The organism is Reichenbachiella sp. (genome assembly GCF_033344935.1).
In the GTDB taxonomy this organism is placed as follows: Bacteria; Bacteroidota; Bacteroidia; order Cytophagales; family Cyclobacteriaceae; genus Reichenbachiella.
In genome coordinates, this window is the sequence record NZ_JAWPMM010000001.1 from 93,420 (window position 1) to 110,786 (window position 17,367).

General features: G+C 41.5%; 14 protein-coding genes. 5 read left to right on the forward strand and 9 right to left on the reverse strand.

Translation table 11 applies throughout. The annotated features are described in order from the left end of the window. Positions 1 to 42: 42 nt before the first annotated feature. The 6 genes from hisC to R8N23_RS00435 form a co-directional block, all read right to left on the reverse strand. Positions 43 to 1,080: a histidinol-phosphate transaminase gene (gene hisC / locus R8N23_RS00410; protein WP_318169577.1), complete on the reverse strand. Its 1,038-nt coding sequence runs from the start codon at positions 1,078 to 1,080 to the stop codon at positions 43 to 45. Between the two features lie 3 nt (positions 1,081 to 1,083). Then, positions 1,084 to 2,364, reverse strand: a complete 1,281-nt coding sequence (gene hisD, locus R8N23_RS00415; RefSeq protein ID WP_318169578.1) for a histidinol dehydrogenase — start codon at positions 2,362 to 2,364, stop codon at positions 1,084 to 1,086. Further along, positions 2,361 to 3,218 carry an ATP phosphoribosyltransferase gene (hisG, locus tag R8N23_RS00420; RefSeq protein ID WP_318169579.1) on the reverse strand — a complete coding sequence of 286 codons (858 nt, stop codon included), beginning with the start codon at positions 3,216 to 3,218 and terminating at the stop codon, positions 2,361 to 2,363. The genes hisD and hisG overlap by 4 nt, the downstream gene beginning before the upstream one ends. Before the next feature lie 299 nt (positions 3,219 to 3,517). Further along, positions 3,518 to 4,261, reverse strand: a complete 744-nt coding sequence (locus R8N23_RS00425; RefSeq protein WP_318169580.1) for a ZIP family metal transporter — start codon at positions 4,259 to 4,261, stop codon at positions 3,518 to 3,520. Position 4,262: 1 nt separating this feature from the next. Continuing rightward, on the reverse strand, positions 4,263 to 4,997 hold the full coding sequence (locus R8N23_RS00430; protein ID WP_318169581.1) for a class I SAM-dependent methyltransferase: 735 nt from the start codon (positions 4,995 to 4,997) through the stop codon (positions 4,263 to 4,265). Between the two features lie 54 nt (positions 4,998 to 5,051). Continuing rightward, positions 5,052 to 6,068: an FAD:protein FMN transferase gene (locus R8N23_RS00435; protein ID WP_318169582.1), complete on the reverse strand. Its 1,017-nt coding sequence runs from the start codon at positions 6,066 to 6,068 to the stop codon at positions 5,052 to 5,054. A 245-nt stretch (positions 6,069 to 6,313) separates the two neighbouring features. Here R8N23_RS00435 and ruvB point away from each other — a divergent pair, with 245 nt between their 5' ends. From ruvB to R8N23_RS00450, 3 genes are read left to right on the forward strand one after another with little or no spacing between them, the layout of a single operon-like run. Then, positions 6,314 to 7,342 (forward strand): Holliday junction branch migration DNA helicase RuvB, encoded by a 1,029-nt coding sequence (gene ruvB / locus R8N23_RS00440; protein ID WP_318169583.1) that lies wholly within the window; start codon positions 6,314 to 6,316, stop codon positions 7,340 to 7,342. Positions 7,343 to 7,344: 2 nt separating this feature from the next. Next, positions 7,345 to 8,271, forward strand: coding sequence for a tRNA epoxyqueuosine(34) reductase QueG (gene queG / locus R8N23_RS00445; RefSeq protein WP_318169584.1), 927 nt, complete (start codon positions 7,345 to 7,347; stop codon positions 8,269 to 8,271). A gap of 51 nt (positions 8,272 to 8,322) precedes the next feature. Continuing rightward, positions 8,323 to 10,371 carry a M3 family metallopeptidase gene (locus tag R8N23_RS00450; RefSeq protein WP_318169585.1) on the forward strand — a complete coding sequence of 683 codons (2,049 nt, stop codon included), beginning with the start codon at positions 8,323 to 8,325 and terminating at the stop codon, positions 10,369 to 10,371. Here R8N23_RS00450 and R8N23_RS00455 read toward each other — a convergent pair. Then, positions 10,368 to 10,784: a hypothetical protein gene (locus tag R8N23_RS00455; RefSeq protein ID WP_318169586.1), complete on the reverse strand. Its 417-nt coding sequence runs from the start codon at positions 10,782 to 10,784 to the stop codon at positions 10,368 to 10,370. The genes R8N23_RS00450 and R8N23_RS00455 overlap by 4 nt on opposite strands. Positions 10,785 to 10,993: 209 nt before the next feature. Here R8N23_RS00455 and R8N23_RS00460 point away from each other — a divergent pair, with 209 nt between their 5' ends. Further along, complete coding sequence (locus tag R8N23_RS00460; RefSeq protein WP_318169587.1) at positions 10,994 to 12,400, forward strand: MATE family efflux transporter; 1,407 nt, start codon at positions 10,994 to 10,996, stop codon at positions 12,398 to 12,400. A gap of 137 nt (positions 12,401 to 12,537) precedes the next feature. Here R8N23_RS00460 and acs read toward each other — a convergent pair whose 3' ends face one another. After that, entirely contained in the window at positions 12,538 to 14,433 is a 1,896-nt protein-coding gene (gene acs, locus R8N23_RS00465) for an acetate--CoA ligase (RefSeq protein WP_318169588.1), read from the reverse strand. 234 nt (positions 14,434 to 14,667) lie between these two features. Here acs and R8N23_RS00470 point away from each other — a divergent pair, with 234 nt between their 5' ends. After that, entirely contained in the window at positions 14,668 to 15,837 is a 1,170-nt protein-coding gene (locus tag R8N23_RS00470) for an AIR synthase related protein (protein WP_318169589.1), read from the forward strand. Between the two features lie 3 nt (positions 15,838 to 15,840). Here R8N23_RS00470 and R8N23_RS00475 read toward each other — a convergent pair whose 3' ends face one another. Continuing rightward, complete coding sequence (locus R8N23_RS00475; protein WP_318169590.1) at positions 15,841 to 17,166, reverse strand: DUF5723 family protein; 1,326 nt, start codon at positions 17,164 to 17,166, stop codon at positions 15,841 to 15,843. Positions 17,167 to 17,367: the final 201 nt, after the last annotated feature.

Genomic DNA, 17,367 nt, shown 5'->3' on the forward strand with positions numbered 1-17,367 from the left:
TTACATTAAGATTTCTCCCGCTGGTCGAAATGACATTTAGAGTTAAGTTCTGTTATATTCTTTAATCCCCTCCAACAACCTCCGATTCTCCTCCGGCGTGCCAATCGTCAATCTCAGACAATTTTCACACAAATATTCTTTCGAGCGATTTCTTACTATGATCTGCCTTTCCATGAGAAAATCATAAAGCCCTTTGGCATCTTCTACTCTTACCAAGATGAAATTGGCATCTGATGGAAAGCGTGTCAAGATACATGGCAACTCATCGAGTGCCTGCTCCATCTTCAGCTTTTCATCCAATATGATTTTCAAATTGGATTTGAAACTTTCTTCTTCGTTTAATGCTTTCAGTGCAGCCTGCTGTGACAGTTCATTCACATTGTATGGCGGTTTAATTGCATTGAGCACCTGGATGATTTCTGTTGAGGCGAAGCACATCCCCACTCTCAACCCTGCCAGTCCCCAAGCCTTAGACAAGGTTTGGCAAACAATCAGATTGGGATATTTATCCAACTCAGATAACCATGAATCAGTTGCTGCAAAATCAATGTAAGCTTCATCAATGATTACCAATCCCTTTTGAAGGTCTAATATTTTTTTAATCTCTTCCTTGGCTAAAATATTGCCTGAAGGATTGTTGGGCGAGCAGATGAAAAACAACTTGGTCTGATCATCTGATGCGCCGATTATCGATTGCGCATTGAGCTGAAAGCCTTCGTCCAGATTCACTTTTCTCAGTGGCACATTGTTGATCTCTGAGAGTACCGGATACATGCCATAGCTCGGATTGTGAGAAACCACATTATCCACACCAGGCTCACAAAATGCACGATAGATCAAATCCAATACTTCATCGCTGCCATTACCGAGCAGGATGTTTTCAGCTGTCACACTCTTGATTTCGCTCAGTCGCTCTTTGACTTTCTTTTGATAAGGGTCTGGGTAGCGATTATAGCCATTTTCGAATGGGTTTTCATTGGCATCGAGATACACCTCGGCCACATGATCAAACTCGTCTCTGGCCGAGCTATAGGGCGTCAGACTCAGAATGTTTTTCCGTATGAGTTTCGAAATATCCATCGCTTACAGAGACAATAATCTTTTGGTGACTGCTAATTTGTGGGCTTTCAATTGCTCAGCCTCCGCCATAAATTCGATGGCTGGCCCGATACGACGAATGCCTTCTTCTGTGATTTTCTGAAAAGTGATTTTTTTACAAAAAGCGTCAATATTCACGCCACTGAAAGACTTTGCAAAGCCATTGGTAGGCAAGGTGTGATTGGTGCCAGAAGCATAGTCTCCCGCGCTCTCTGGCGTATAGTTTCCGATGAATACAGATCCAGCATTCATCAAGCCATTGAGATAAAAGCTTTCGTTTTCCACACAAAGGATAAAATGCTCTGGCGCATATTCATTGATAAAATCAAGACACGCTTGGTCATCTTCCATCAAAATCAACTTGGAGTTTTCAATAGCCTTTCGAGCAATGTCCTTTCTTGGTAAAGAAGGCAATTGATTCAATAATTGCTCCTGAATTTTCGGAATGAGGCTGGCAGACTTGACCACACAAATCACCTGGCTATCTGTGCCGTGCTCGGCCTGAGACAGTAGATCAGACACCACAAACTCAGCATTGGCCGTTTCATCGGCTAAAACCAAAAGCTCGGAAGGCCCGGCCGGCATATCGATAGCCACGCCGAGTTGCGTCGCTCTTTGTTTGGCAGCGGTCACATATTGGTTGCCTGGCCCGAATATCTTGTTCACTTTCGGTATGCTTTCGGTACCGAAGGTCATTGAACCAATGGCCTGAATCCCTCCGACTTTAAACACTTGTGTCACTCCAGCATATTGCGCAGCAAAAAGAATGGCAGGATTGATCTGTCCATTTTTGTCTGGTGGTGTACATAGTACAATATCCTTGCAACCAGCAATTTGTGCCGGTATAGCCAACATCAGCACCGTAGAAAACAATGGCGCCGTGCCTCCTGGAATGTATATGCCCACACGCTCAATCGAGCGAACCTCTTGCCAGCATTTCACACCGGGAACGGTTTCAACTTCTACTACTTGAGGAGTTTGAGCTCTATGAAATTTCTCAATGTTCGCACCAGCCAAACGAATAGCTGCTTTCAAGTCATCTGAAATTCTATTTCCAGCACTTGCTAATTCCTCTGGTGTGGCCTTCAAAGTTTCTACTTCGGCCTTATCGAAAATTTTGGTGTAAGACAAAACTGCGCGATCACCTTCTTCTTGTATGGCTTGAAATACTTCATTCACCAGCTGCTGAAGATTTTGTTGCTTCAAGGCAGGACGTTTGGTCAACTTGTCCCAATCTTTTCGATCTGGATTTTTGGCTAAAATCATAATACCATTTTTTCTATTGGAACAATCAATAGGCCTTCTGCACCAGCTGCTTTGAGCTGATCGATCACCTCCCAAAATTTACCTTCTTCGATTACAGAGTGCACCGAACTCCAGCCTTCTTCTGCCAAAGGCAATACCGTAGGACTTCTCATGCCAGGCAAGATACTCACTACATGTTCGAGTTTGTCATTTGGCACGTTCATCAATACATACTTAGATTTCTTCCCTTTTTGTACGGCATCCAATCTAAAAAGTAGCGTGTCAAGCAATGCGTTTTGTTCGGCGTTCAGTTTTTTACTTTTTACCAGACAGGCTTCTGAAGTCAGAATAGTATCTGCTTCTTTCAAGCCATTCTTAAATAATGTACTCCCAGAGCTTACTAAATCGCAAATACCTTCCGCCAGTCCGATGTTTGGCGCAATTTCTACAGACCCTTTGATCAAGTGAATTTCGGCATTGACATTGTTTTCTTTCAGGTACTGAGTGAGTGTATTTGGGTAGGAGGTTGCTATTTTTTTACCTTCAAAAAACTGCACACCCTCATAGGCTACATCCTTTGGTACTGCGAGTGAAAGTTTGCATTTAGAGAACCCTAATTTTCTAACTACTTCTATATCATTTTGGCTTTCCACCAACAAGTTTTCGCCCACGATGGCCAAATCGGCCACTCCATCTTCTACATACTGTGGAATATCACCATTTCTAAGATATAGCACCTCCAATGGGTAATTTGATGCACTAGCTTTCAGCTGATCCTTGCCATTGTCAATATGGATACCGCAGTTTTTGAGTAGACCGATAGAGTCTTCGTTTAACCTTCCTGATTTCTGAACTGCAATTTTAAGTTTACTCATTTTTTGTTTTGTTAGTGCCTGAGTAAACGAGAGATGGGCATAAAAAAATCCCGTCCAAATTACTCAGACGGGATTCAATATTTTTGTAGATACAACTATATCACCTCGCCTGTGCGATCATATGATGGAGATGATGTTGTGTCCTGATATTCATAATTTTCTTGTCTTGAGTTGCAAACATACTTAATGATTACAGGATATGAAAAGTTTAATGCCTGAAAATTTTAACCTGATGCCTAAAAGGTATCAAAGGTGTGATTAGACATCATACGTGGTAATAAAAAAAACGGTGTATTACTCTAATAAAACATTTCAGATACTACGGCTAGCCCGGCTCCAAGTAAGCTGATAATCAGTTTTTTAGAATTCCAGTGATGTTCAGGACTAGATTCAATAAATATCGTAGTGGAGATGTGAAGGAAATTACCAGCCACAAAAGCAAACAGCATCACCATACCGTCTTCACTAAATAAACCCAGGGGTCCTATTCCGTGTCCTGCTACTACTCCCAATGGCGATGCCAATGCGAATATGAGCAACAAAACCAGCTGTGTCCTTCTATTTTCATAATGACAAGACAACACCGTCATCAAGGCCAATGCGGCAGGTATCTTATGTAAGACAACACCAGTCAACAAGGTACCCTGACTATGTCCATCATGTATCACTCCTGGATGTGCCAAGATCGTACCTTCCAAAAAAGCATGAATACAAAGGGCTGTCATTAATGAAACACCAGACCAAGCCGAATGCTCATTACCATGCTTGTGCACATGCATATGACCATGCTCCACTCCACTTGTGAAATATTCTAACACTTGCTGGAAGAAAAAGCCGGCCAATATGAATAGTCCAATATGAAACTGGTTCTTGTGAGTTTCAAATAGCTCTGGAAGAATATGAACTACGGTAATTGAGAAAAGAAAAGATCCAGCAAAGACCAATACACTTTTGACCTGAGACTCTCTGGTTTTAGACACTCTAAGTGCATATAGCCCTCCTAACAAGGCTGAAAAAAACAGGACAATAGAGTTGACAATCATATTATTTTTCTATCACAAAAATGAGACGCTGGGATTCCTCTGCCTTGTATTCTGACAGCTCATAGTCACCAAATATATCTATTACTTTCAAATCAATTTTATCAAAGTAAGCTAAAAAATCTGCTCGTCGAATGGCCTTGACTTTTTCCTGATATTCATAATGTTGACCATGATCATCTACAATGATATTCTTAACTATAAATTCATCATCGGTGTACTTCCGTTGAATATTGAAATGAATGTTCTCAATCGTCTTATCCTCTTCATGTACCAGATTATTTACCACCACATAGGGATTCAAAAAATCTAGCAAAAACTTACCACCAGGTTTTAGTGATTGGATCGTTGCGTCAATAACGTTCAGATTTTCTTCCTTCGAATCGAAATAGCCGAAACTGGTAAAGAGGTTGAACACATAGTCGAATTCTTCTGTCGCAAAAACATTTCGCATGTCATGAACGGCGAAGTGCAAAGAATCGTTCTGTTTAGTGCTGGCAAATTTGATGTTCTCTTCAGATAAATCAACACCTGTTACATCAAAGCCCTTCTGATTTAGATAAATAGAATGACGCCCTTTTCCACAAGCCAAATCCAAAATCTTAGCTGCAGGTGCAATGTTGAAATATTCAATGAGATGATCCAGAAACGCTGCAGCCTCTTCGTAATCCCTGTGCTTATACAAGATGTGATAGTAAATGGTGTTGAACCATTCGTCAAACCATTCTTTTTTGGACATGGTAACTTGATGTAATTAACTGAATACTAAAATAATGATTCTCCTTGATGCACGCTACAGTATCTCAATTTGAGATTCTATGCCTGCTGTGGCGTAATGTTTTAAGTCACCATTCTCATCGGAGTAAATGAACAAGGCATCTACACCATTTAATTTTTTAATCATCTCGATAGACTCTTCAAGTCCCATAACCATACAAGCTGTGGCATAACCATCAGCCAACGTGCAATTTGGCGCAAATATAGAAGCACTCAATAGATTGTGAGAAACATTATACCCGGTAAACGGACTAATGGTATGCGAAATGATTCGCCCATTTTCTTCATAGTAATTTCTGTAATTACCAGAAGTAGCTAAAGATCTATTATTAACGAATACTGTCGCATAGGCATTTCCCAACCCCTGATTCATCTCCGGCTTTTCAATTCCTATTTTCCAAACGGCTTGATTTTGATTCTGTCCCTGACAGCGCACTTCTCCACCTATTTCGATCATATAGTTATCAACCTCATTGCCATGCAAAAAATGAGCAATTACGTCTAAGGCATATCCTTTGGCTGAAGCACTAAAATCTAAATAGGTTCCTTTCGGCTTGGACGCTCCTGTTTCATCGAAATGAACCTGCTCAAATCCAACGATCATGAGCAATGAGTCAACTATAGCACTGTCCAACATACTTTTTTTCTTAGGCCCAAACCCCCATGCATTGACCAATGGCCCAACTGTAGGATCAAAAGCCCCCTTGCTATTGACGAACATCTCCTGACTTAATTTAAGTACAGGGTACATAAAGCTCGATTGATAAGTGATCGAATCTTCTCGATTGAATTTGGATATTTCTGAATCGGGTATATAGGTAGAGAGTGACTGATTAAAAGCTACCAATATAGAATCCACTTCCATTTTAAAATAATCCTCCTCTGGTGCCAAATACTTAATTGAGTATGGAATGGTACCCATGGTAGTACCCGTTACATGTTGTAGGACTTGGGTTTCTACAGGATTGAGCTGTCTGAATAGGATCAATATCCCAACCGCCAGAACAATAATAAGTATTCTTCGTTTTTGCATCTTTTCTCTTTTTGCGGGTGCAAAGAAAGAGCATTTGGATGAAAGGTGCATTGATCTGGGAAAGTTTAGGAATGCTCCTTTTTCCGAAGCCTGGGTTCTTGTCTCCAAGAACCATTGGATGGACGTGATGACACGATCCAAAACCTTAAGGGTTAGTATTAAGGCTTTATACCATAAATTCTTTAAGATTGGATTCTCCCATACTGCTCCGAATATCCTATTTTTGATGAAATTATTCTAAGACAATGAGGGAAGATTATTTGAATCCAGATGGCGAAGAGTTGAACTCGGACGAAGTCGAGTTTGAAAAGGCTTTGCGTCCGCTGTCATTCGATGATTTTACAGGTCAGGCCAAAGTGGTTGAAAACATCAAAGTTTTCGTGCAGGCTGCCAAGCAAAGGTCAGAACCCTTGGATCATGTCTTACTCCATGGCCCTCCGGGACTGGGAAAGACGACACTTTCTCATATCATTTCAAATGAACTAGATTCCAGTATCAAAGTGACCTCAGGACCCGTGCTGGACAAGCCGGGTGATTTGGCGGGGTTGTTGACCAACCTGGAACCCAACGATGTCTTGTTTATTGATGAAATTCATCGATTGAATGCAGTGGTGGAAGAATACTTATACTCCGCCATGGAAGACTATAAAATCGATATCATGCTGGACTCGGGTCCGAATGCTCGATCCGTTCAAATTGGGCTGAATCCTTTTACGTTAATTGGTGCCACTACGAGATCAGGGTTGCTAACTTCTCCACTTCGAGCCAGATTTGGGATCAATGCACGTTTGGAATATTACGATTCTCAATTACTATCGAGTATTGTAAAAAGGTCTTCCGGTATCCTGGACACACCGATTGACGAAAACGCCGCAATCGAACTTGCCAAACGAAGTAGAGGTACACCTCGTATCGCCAACAACCTGCTGCGCCGAACCAGAGACTTTGCTCAAATCAAAGGTAACGGTACCATCACCAAAGAGATTACAAAATTCGCATTGGAAGCACTCGATGTGGACGCACACGGATTGGACGAAATGGACAATCGAATACTTACGACCATCATCGAAAAGTTCAAAGGAGGCCCTGTAGGCATCTCTACTATCGCTACGGCTTGTGGTGAAGAAGCAGATACGATCGAGGAAGTATACGAGCCTTTCTTGATCCAGGAAGGTTTTCTCAAACGTACGAGTAGAGGACGAGAAGCCACTGAGCTCGCTTATAAACATTTGAAAATAGTACCTCCGTCTAGAATGGGGACTTTGTTCGACTAACAGTGGATCGCTCCAAACTCACCCAACTGATCAAACAAAAATCCGCTGAAGAAGGATTTCAATTTTGTGGTGTGGGCAAGGCTGAATTTCTCGAAGAGGAAGCCCCACGACTGGAAAAGTGGTTGAATCAAAACATGCATGGTGAAATGGCCTACATGGCCAATCATTTTGATAAACGACTTGACCCCAGAAAATTGGTAGATGGCGCGAAGTCGGTCATTTCCTTACTCTACAACTATTCCCCTGAAAAAGACCTGAATGAAGGCAAGGAAGTTAAAATCGCTAAATATGCTTTTGGCAAAGACTACCACTACATTATCAAACCCAAGCTCAAAACTATACTTCAGTCCATAACGGAGCAGGTTGGGGAGATTAGCGCACGGGTTTTTGTCGACTCTGCACCAGTGCATGAACGCGCCTGGGCCGCTAAAGCTGGATTAGGCTGGGTAGGCAAAAACTCCCTCTTACTCAACAAATCGATGGGTTCCTTTTTCTTCTTGGCCGAGATTATTATGGATATAGAACTGGATTATGATGGGCCAGTCAAAGATTACTGCGGTACTTGTACCGCATGTATGGACGCCTGCCCGACAGATGCTATTCCTGATCCTTACGTGGTGGACGGCAGCAAGTGTATTTCTTATTTGACCATTGAACTCAAAAATGAAATCCCATCCTCCTTCGCGGGGCAAATGGAAGGCTGGGCTTTTGGCTGTGATATTTGCCAGGATGTGTGTCCCTGGAATCGTTTTTCACAACCACATGAGGAAGCCAATTTCACTCCTCACGAGAATCTAGGAGATATGAAGCCGTCCGACTGGAATGAAATGACCGAAGAATTATTTAGAGAAATATTCAAAGGATCTGCAGTTAAACGAACCAAATTTTCAGGTCTCAAAAGGAATATTGATTTCTTGAAAAGAACCTAGCCCGTTTTGAGTTCATTTCTTCTATTTTTGCTGCCTCAAAATTGAAGAAATATGGCTGATAGCAATCCACTCTTAGAATCATTCGCAACTCCATTTGGAGTACCTCCTTTTGAAAAAATCAAGCTTGAGCATTACAAACCTGGCATCGAAAAACTGATTGAAAAATCTAGAGCGGAGATTGAAGCCATTGCCAACCAAGAAACTGAACCATCTTTTGAAAATACAATAGAAGCCCTGGAAAGAGGTGGACGCGACTTGGATCAGGCCGCTGAGATTTTCTTCAATCTGAATTCTGCTGAAACTTCCGATCAAATGCAGGCGCTAGCCAATGAACTCTCTCCTATGCTGACAGAGTTTGGTAATGAAATCATGCAAAACGAAGCCTTGTTTGCAAGAGTTAATTCTGTTTATGACAATCGCTCTAACCTAGCACTGGACAAAGAAGAACAAATGCTTCTTCGTAAAACCTATTTGGGATTTGTGAGAAGTGGCGCTAACCTGAATGAGGAAGACAAGAAAAAGTATCGCGAACTGTCTAATGCGCTCGCTATGGCTTCCCTAAAGTTTGGCGAAAATGTATTGGCTGAAACGAATGCTTACGAACTCATTCTTGAAAACGAAGACGACTTAAAGGGATTACCTGATGGTGCCATTGACGCTGCCGCATTGGCTGCCGAAGAAAAAGGCTATAAAGGCATGTGGCTGTTCACGCTTCAGGCGCCAAGTTTCTTGCCTTTCATGGAATATGCCGAAAACCGTGAGTTAAGGGAGAAAATGTACAAAGCGTATATGTCGAAAGCTTACAAAGGCGATGATTTAGACAATCAAGAAAAGGTCAAGGAGATAGTAAAACTGAGGTACGAAATGGCACAGTTGCTCGGATATAACACCTATGCAGATTATATCCTTGAGGAACGCATGGCCGAAAAACCAGGAAAAGTAAAAGACTTTCTTAACGACTTACTGGAGAAAGCACTACCCAAAGCCAAAGAAGAAGTAGAAGAACTTAAAGCCTATATCAAAAAACTAGGGGATGACATCGAATTGGAAAGATGGGATTGGACCTACTATTCTCAAAAACTGAAAAACGAAAAATATCAACTCGATGATGAGATGCTTCGTCCTTATTTCCAAATGGAAAAGGCGGTAGACGGTATTTTTCAGGTAGCCAATAAATTATATGGTCTGACTTTCAAGAAGAACGACGATATCCCTGTCTATCATAAAGACGTACAAGCCTATGAAGTTTTAGATGAGTCAGACAAACACATCTCAGTATTTTATGCCGACTTTTTTCCAAGACCAGGCAAAAGAGGCGGCGCCTGGATGACCTCTTATAGAGGTCAGTGGAAAACAGATACTGACCATAGACCTGTCGTTTCTATTGTCTGCAATTTCACTCCTCCTACAGACTCCAAACCTTCGTTACTCACCTTCAATGAAGTAGAGACATTGTTTCACGAGTTCGGGCACGCTTTGCATGGCATGTTGGCTGATGGCAAATACAATTCTTTGAGCGGCACAAGCGTATATTGGGATTTTGTAGAATTACCTTCTCAGATTTTGGAGAATTGGCTTATGGAAAAAGAATGTCTGGATTTGTTTGCTTGCCACTATCAAACCGGAGAATCAATTCCTGAAGATTTAATTGAGAAAATAAAAGCTTCATCCAATTACCACGAAGCCTATCAAACCCTTCGCCAATTGAGCTTTGGACTGATGGACATGGCGTGGCATTCACTGACCGCTGAAAATATAGATGTTGATGATGTAGCTGCCTTTGAACAAGAGGCCATGAAACAAACTGATCTCTTTAATCCTATACCTGGCGTTTGCATGAGCACACAATTCAGCCATATTTTCCAAGGCGGTTATGCAGCTGGCTATTACAGTTACAAGTGGGCCGAGGTCTTGGATGCAGATGCCTTTTCGGTATTTAAAGAGAAAGGTATTTTTGATGCTGAAACAGCCAAATCCTTTAAAGAGAATATTCTATCCAAAGGAGGAAGTGAGCACCCGATGGAATTGTATAAAAGATTTAGAGGGCAAGAACCTTCTGTTGAAGCATTACTTGAACGAAGCGGGTTAAAAGCCAGCTAGTATCTGGTGATTTTCATTTGAACCGCATAAGTAGAGTTGTTGCTGTCTTTCTCGCTTTGCTTAGTAGGGTAAACCAATCTTTCTAGTTCTATGCTGTAATCCTTGTAGTCGGTAATAGGCTTTGAATTATCGCCCAGTGATAAAGCCTTTTCAGTGCCACTTATATTTATTTCGATAGATAATGTGCCCTGCGTCACACATTCGACATCCTCAGGACATAAAGAGTCGCTGACAAGAGATTCAAAAGTCAAGACTACAGCTGATTGAGCAATCGTTACGGTTTCTCCCACTTTGATAGAAAATGACTCGCCCAACATCACCTCTTTGGGTCCATCGCAACACTCCTCATTAGGGCTTTGACAGCATGATAGGATGAGCATCATTCCCACTGCCATACATAAACTTCTTCTCATAATCATTAGACCCTTCCTGTCGTCTTTTAGTTGGTTTTCAACAAAAATAAATTCAAATAGTTGGAATAAACAAAAATAGAGCTACCTTAGCGGCCATCATGAAGTTCCTAGAGAAAACCATAGCGTTTAAGGCCACACCGGCCACCACTGTCTAAAGCCTTTTAGACCCCAGCTATTTTTCTTTTTTACAACATTTACTTCTTTTAATAATGACAAGTTTGATCAACAACCTTAGGAAAGGTTATAAATATTTTCTTATTGCTCTAAAGGGCGAAGAAACAGAATTCACTTCAGGTAGTATCAACAAAGCCATATTTCTACTTTCAGTACCTATGGTGCTAGAGATGATCATGGAATCTTTGTTTGCCGTAGTAGACGTATTTTTTGTGGGCAAGGTAAGCGTAGATGCCGTGGCGACAGTAGGTCTCACAGAGTCCGTTGTAATGATCGTCTACTCTATTGCTATAGGTATGAGTATGGCAGCTACGGCTGTCGTGGCACGTAGAATTGGCGAAAAAGACCCCAAAAGAGCAGGCGACGCTGCCTTTCAATCTATTCTTATCGCTGTATCCATGTCTATCGTGGTGAGTATTTTCGGTATCATTTATGCGGAGGATATTCTTAGAATCATGGGTGGTTCCGAAGAATTGATAGCCGCTGGGTCAGGATACACTCGAGTGATGCTCGGAGGAAATGCCAGTATCATGTTGCTCTTCCTGATCAACGGTATTTATCGTGGAGCAGGAGATGCATCCATGGCCATGCGCTCTCTTTGGATTGCCAATGGATTGAATATCGTGCTGGATCCGATTTTTATTTTTGGGTTAGGGCCGATTCCAGCATTCGGGGTGGAAGGTGCTGCTATTGCCACCACCATCGGTCGATCTATGGGGGTATTCTATCAATTGGTAGGGCTGTTTGGAGGCAAGCGAATTATCAAATTGACCATCGACAATGTGAAGGTTCGAATGGAAACTATCCGAAGAATATTTGATATCGCATTAGGTGGAATGGGTCAATTTTTAATTGAATCAGCCAGCTGGATTTTCTTGGTGAGAATCATTTCTGAATTTGGAAGTGCTGCTTTGGCGGGCTATACCATTGCATTTAGAATTATTGTTTTTACCATTTTACCCTCTTGGGGAATGGCGAATGCTGCCGCTACTTTGGTTGGGCAGAATTTGGGCGCAGGAGAACCAGGTAGAGCAGAAAGCTCTGTATGGAAAACGGCTCATTTGAATACTGGATTTTTATTCTTTGTTTCGATCATCTTCTTCTGGTTTGCACCTGAATTTGTTTCGATCTTTTCAAATGAAGTGGTCGTACAAGAACATGGGTCCTTAGCACTACGAGTAATCTGTGTGGGCTACATCACTTTTGCTTATGGCATGGTGATTAGTCAAGGGTTCAATGGTGCTGGAGACACAAAAACCCCTGTGGTGATGAATATTATCTTCTTCTGGTGTATTCAGATTCCATTGGCCTATACCCTGGCCATCCATTTGGATTATGGATTTTTAGGCGCTATGATTTCTGTGGCAGTCGCTTTTGCCTTGCATGCTGCCGCCTGTATCTATTGGTTTAGATTGGGCAAGTGGAAATTGGTGAAGGTTTAATAATTGTGAGTCAGTCTCAAAAAAAACGTCATCACGAGTTTTATGAAGTGATCTTAAGCATATTCACGAAGTAAACTTCAAGATTGCCACGCATTCGCTCGCAATGACGAAATGTTTGAGACTGACTTAATGGTATTTTACTGCGCCCCTTTGATGATCTCATCCACTACTTCCGGATTCAGCAATGTTGACGTATCCCCAAGGCTAGAAGTATCATTTTCCGCTACTTTTCTCAGGATTCTTCTCATGATTTTACCCGAACGTGTCTTCGGCAATCCCGGTACAATCTGAATTTTATCAGGTTTGGCAATCGGGCCAATAATTTTGTTGACAGTGGCTTTGATTTCATCTTTCAAGCTAGCTTCAGTTCTGCCTTCTGCATCACAAATCACATAAGCGTAAATGCCCTGCCCTTTGATATCGTGTGGGTAGCCCACTACTGCAGATTCTACTACCAGAGGATGTTCATTGATGGCGTTTTCAACCTCGGCGGTGCCCATTCTGTGACCTGAAACATTGATCACATCATCTACTCTACCCATAATTCTGTAGTAACCATCTTCATCTCTTCTCACACCATCGCCTGTGAAATACATGCCTTTGTAGGTAGAGAAGTAAGTGTCGATGCACCTTTGATGATCACCATAAGTGGTTCGGATCATAGAAGGCCATGGAAAATTGATACATAAATTACCTTCTACTCCATTTCCTTTCAATTCCTTGCCTTCTGCATCTACGATAATCGGTCGAATACCTGGTAAGGGTAAAGTAGCAAATGCGGGTTTGGTGGGTGTCAATCCAGCCAACGGTGAAATCATGATTCCTCCTGTTTCCGTTTGCCACCAGGTATCTACAATTGGGCATTTCCCTTTGCCAATATGATCATGATACCAGTGCCATGCTTCTTCGTTGATAGGCTCGCCTACGGTTCCCAATACTTTTAAAGAGTCTAATTTATGTGGAGTCACTGGGTCTAAACCAAAAGCTTGTAATGCTCTAATCGCAGTTGGTGCGGTATAAAATTGGTTGACTTTATACTTGTCACAAATTTCCCAGAAACGACCAGCGTCCGGATAAGTAGGTACGCCTTCGAACATCACCGTAGTGGCACCAGACAATAGCGGACCATAAACAATATAGGAGTGACCAGTAATCCAACCTACATCGGCTGTACACCAATAAATATCATCGCTATTGTATTGAAATACATTTTGGAATGAAAACTGGGTGTAAACCATATAACCGCCAGTAGTATGCACTACGCCTTTAGGTTTTCCAGTAGACCCTGAGGTATAGAGAATGAATAGCATGTCTTCGCTATCCATTTCTTCTGCTTTGTGTTCTTTACTCGCCTTAGCCGTTTCCTCATGCCACCAAAGGTCTCTGCCAGATTGCATGGTTACTTCTGTTTTGGTTCGTCGTGCAACAATCACTTTCTCAATGGTGGTGCATTTTTCGATAGCTTCATCTACTACTGCTTTCACTGGGATAGTCTTCGCACCTCGGAAGTTCCCATCAGAAGTCAATACCATTTTAGCCTCACAGTCGTTAATTCTGTCGGCCAGGGCAGATGAAGAGAATCCGGCAAATACCACCGAATGTACCGCCCCTACTCTTGCACAAGCCAGCATGGCAACAGCGGCTTCTGGAATCATCGGCATATAGATAATCACGCGATCACCTTTTTCAATGCCGTTACTTTTCAAGACATTTGAAAATTCACATACTTTTTCAAAAAGCTGTTTGTAAGTGAGTGTGATTCCTGCTTCTTTAGGATCATTAGGTTCCCAAATGATTGCTGGCTTATCACCCAAGGTATATAGATGACGTTCTAATATGTTTTCGGTGATGTTTAGTTTGGCATTTTCAAACCACTTGACATCAGCTTTTTCAAAATTGTAGTCCACAACTTTGTCCCACTTTTTTCTCCAAAAAAATTGATTGGCTACTCGTTCCCAAAAAGTTTCTGGGTTGGCCACACTTTTTTCATAGGCCAAAAAGTACTCACTAAGGTTTTCTATTTTCGCTAGCATGCTTGTTTGCTTTTGTATCTGTTCATTTTATGCATCTTAAATTTATATTCTTTTAAGAATTGTCAATTACTTTTTAGCTAAAAAGCTACTATTCATTGCTTAGTGCTCAAATCTTTTGAAAATTTTAGAATTGTCTAGCCTGTTCTATCCTGAAAGGTTTGAAAAGCTGTCAGATTGACCTTAGACACTGTATAGTTTATTAGCTTTGCGGTCTAATCATAAAGACTATTCGTGATGAACGAAAGATACATGCAGCGCGGCGTATCAGCCTCCAAAGAAGACGTACACAATGCCATCAAAAACATCGACAAAGGCGTATTCCCAAATGCCTTTTGTAAGATCGTACCGGATATGTTGGCAGGTGACGAAGCCTATTGCAACATCATGCATGCGGATGGTGCTGGCACCAAGTCTTCACTGGCCTACATGTATTGGAAAGAAACCGGTGACTTGTCGGTATGGAAAGGTATTGCTCAGGATGCAGTAATCATGAATACCGACGATTTACTTTGTGTTGGTGCCGTGGACAATATCCTGCTTTCTTCTACCATCGGAAGAAATAAAAACTTGATTCCAGGAGAAGTACTTACAGCTTTGATCGAAGGCACAGAAGAAGTACTGCAGATGCTTCGAGACAATGGCGTGGATATTCGTTCGACTGGTGGAGAAACTGCCGACTTGGGCGATCTAGTCAGAACTGTGGTAGTAGACAGTACGGTAATTGGCCGAATGAAAAGAGCTGATGTGATCACCAATGAAAATATTCAAGGGGGCGATGTAATTGTAGGACTAGCCTCGTACGGACAGGCCAACTACGAAAGCGAATACAACGGTGGCATGGGTAGCAATGGACTGACCTCAGCCAGACACGATGTTTTCGCTAAAAAATACATGGAGAAATATCCGGAGTGTTTCGATCCTTCGGTGCCTGCTGATTTGATCTATTCAGGCTCAAAAGATTTATTGGATCAAGTAGAAGGCTCACCCTTAGATGCTGGTAAGCTCGTATTATCGCCGACCCGTACCTACGCCCCTATCATCAAGCAAATGCTTGAAAACTACCGCAGCCAAATTCATGGAATGATTCACTGCAGTGGAGGTGCACAAACCAAAGTATTGCACTTTGTCAACGATGTACATGTAGTAAAAGACAACTTGTTCGAAATTCCTCCGCTATTCAAATTGATTCACCAAGAGAGTGGTACCGATTGGAAGGAGATGTACAAAGTATTCAATATGGGCCACCGTATGGAGCTCTATGCACCTGAGGCTATCGCTCAACAATTGATTCAAATCTCTGAATCCTTTGGTGTGCCTGCTCAAATTATTGGAAGAGTGGAGTCGTCAGCGCAGACTAAAGCGACTATTACTACTGAGAATGGAACTTTTGAGTATTTGAAGTAATAGTTATTTTTTCTTATCGTATTGACCTATTTTGACTCTGAAGGATAAGTAAATACTCATCGCTCGAGAGGGGTCATCTGAGAAGTAATAGGACAATATATTATCAGAGCCTAAATTGAGAAATCTCCATTGCAATCCAAACCCAGTGTGAAAATCGGAATATGTACTATACCCCATTGGGATGATCACAGCTACTTTTCGAATTTCATAGGTTGGAGCAACATGGATACTCCACACCGTATCTCCAGTAGATCGGTTCGATTCCCGAGGTTTCAAGAGCACATTAGAAACACTTAGACTCAAATGATTATATAGTTTGTATTTGGCAAATAGTATCGCACGAAAAGGTGTGCGTGTACTAAAGCGATCAATAGGAATGTCGTCTACTGAAAATTGTGCGCTCAATGAGTCCGTCAATTGATCTACACTTTGGATTTGTTGCAAGCTTTTACCATCTAGCGTTTCTCCATTCAAAGCGTAATCAGTACTGTTTTTTGCGCTTTTGTAATTGATTTTTCCAAGATCAAGAAACGACAAACCAATAGTCAGTCGGTCTTTCCATTGTGCTGAAAAACTAAAGTCAACGGAGTAGCCATTTTTTGAAAACAAATCTGCTTCGAAGGTCTCAGATTCCATCATCTGGTTCAGTTCGTCATTGTAAACAATGGACACTTTAGCAGAAATGTTATCAGTTTCAGAATTCCGAAAATCACTATTCAATCCGTCTATTTCAAATTTACCTGAAGCTATTCCCGACAAATAACGCAAGGTCAAGCCTGTTTGAACAGACCAATCGTCGGACACCTCCCAATTTCTAGCATAACTCAGACCAAACTGCATCCAGGAATTTGAGTACATGGTCATAAAGTCATCAAAAAATCTCCCATTGAAATTTTCGCCATCCCTTATGGACTGAATAAACTCCGAAAAATTTAAACCTGATGTTCTTTCATATGAGATGCTCCTAATCCCCGCGGAAAAAGCCACAGCATTGTTTTTGTTGATCGCGTAAGAAATAGTTGGCAAGACTACCCGAGCTTCCGCCATAACAAAATTAGCATCCAATGAAAGCAAATATCTAGGATTTGACGTGAGCATGGCAGATTTCATTTTTTCATAAAATGATCGCCCCTCATTATCACTATTGAAAAGGTTGAACTGAGTACCAACTACCTGAATGTCCCATTTTGAACTTCTATCTACCAACAAAGAAGGCATGTTTCCTACGGCGTATACACCCGGGTGGTCAGCAAACAACGCAGATTTAAAATTTTGTGAATGAGAAAAAAATGGCAGCGCAAGCAGCCCTAATAGAAATAGTCTCTTCATTGAAATTTGCGCCTCGAGCGTTAAATTTTTTCGCAAATATATCTGTATAAAGCAGTTGATTCTAGCTTAATATATTTTATTAAGCACTTATAGTTGAAACAACAACTACTTTGACTAATCTACTTTTTATATTCCATTTTAAGCATAGAAATAAAATGGATAAGGCTGGTAATAAAGAAGATTACTTATATTAGAATACTT

Coding starts and splice junctions, on each gene's coding strand:
- acs (WP_318169588.1), bottom strand. CDS start 14,433: ATGCTAGCGAAAATAGAAAACCTTAGTGAGTACTTTTTGGCCTATGAA.
- R8N23_RS00430 (WP_318169581.1), bottom strand. CDS start 4,997: ATGTCCAAAAAAGAATGGTTTGACGAATGGTTCAACACCATTTACTAT.
- R8N23_RS00425 (WP_318169580.1), bottom strand. CDS start 4,261: ATGATTGTCAACTCTATTGTCCTGTTTTTTTCAGCCTTGTTAGGAGGG.
- R8N23_RS00435 (WP_318169582.1), bottom strand. CDS start 6,068: ATGCAAAAACGAAGAATACTTATTATTGTTCTGGCGGTTGGGATATTG.
- hisD (WP_318169578.1), bottom strand. CDS start 2,364: ATGATTTTAGCCAAAAATCCAGATCGAAAAGATTGGGACAAGTTGACC.
- hisG (WP_318169579.1), bottom strand. CDS start 3,218: ATGAGTAAACTTAAAATTGCAGTTCAGAAATCAGGAAGGTTAAACGAA.
- R8N23_RS00475 (WP_318169590.1), bottom strand. CDS start 17,166: ATGAAGAGACTATTTCTATTAGGGCTGCTTGCGCTGCCATTTTTTTCT.
- R8N23_RS00455 (WP_318169586.1), bottom strand. CDS start 10,784: ATGAGAAGAAGTTTATGTATGGCAGTGGGAATGATGCTCATCCTATCA.
- hisC (WP_318169577.1), bottom strand. CDS start 1,080: ATGGATATTTCGAAACTCATACGGAAAAACATTCTGAGTCTGACGCCC.
- R8N23_RS00460 (WP_318169587.1), top strand. CDS start 10,994: ATGACAAGTTTGATCAACAACCTTAGGAAAGGTTATAAATATTTTCTT.
- ruvB (WP_318169583.1), top strand. CDS start 6,314: ATGAGGGAAGATTATTTGAATCCAGATGGCGAAGAGTTGAACTCGGAC.
- R8N23_RS00450 (WP_318169585.1), top strand. CDS start 8,323: ATGGCTGATAGCAATCCACTCTTAGAATCATTCGCAACTCCATTTGGA.
- R8N23_RS00470 (WP_318169589.1), top strand. CDS start 14,668: ATGAACGAAAGATACATGCAGCGCGGCGTATCAGCCTCCAAAGAAGAC.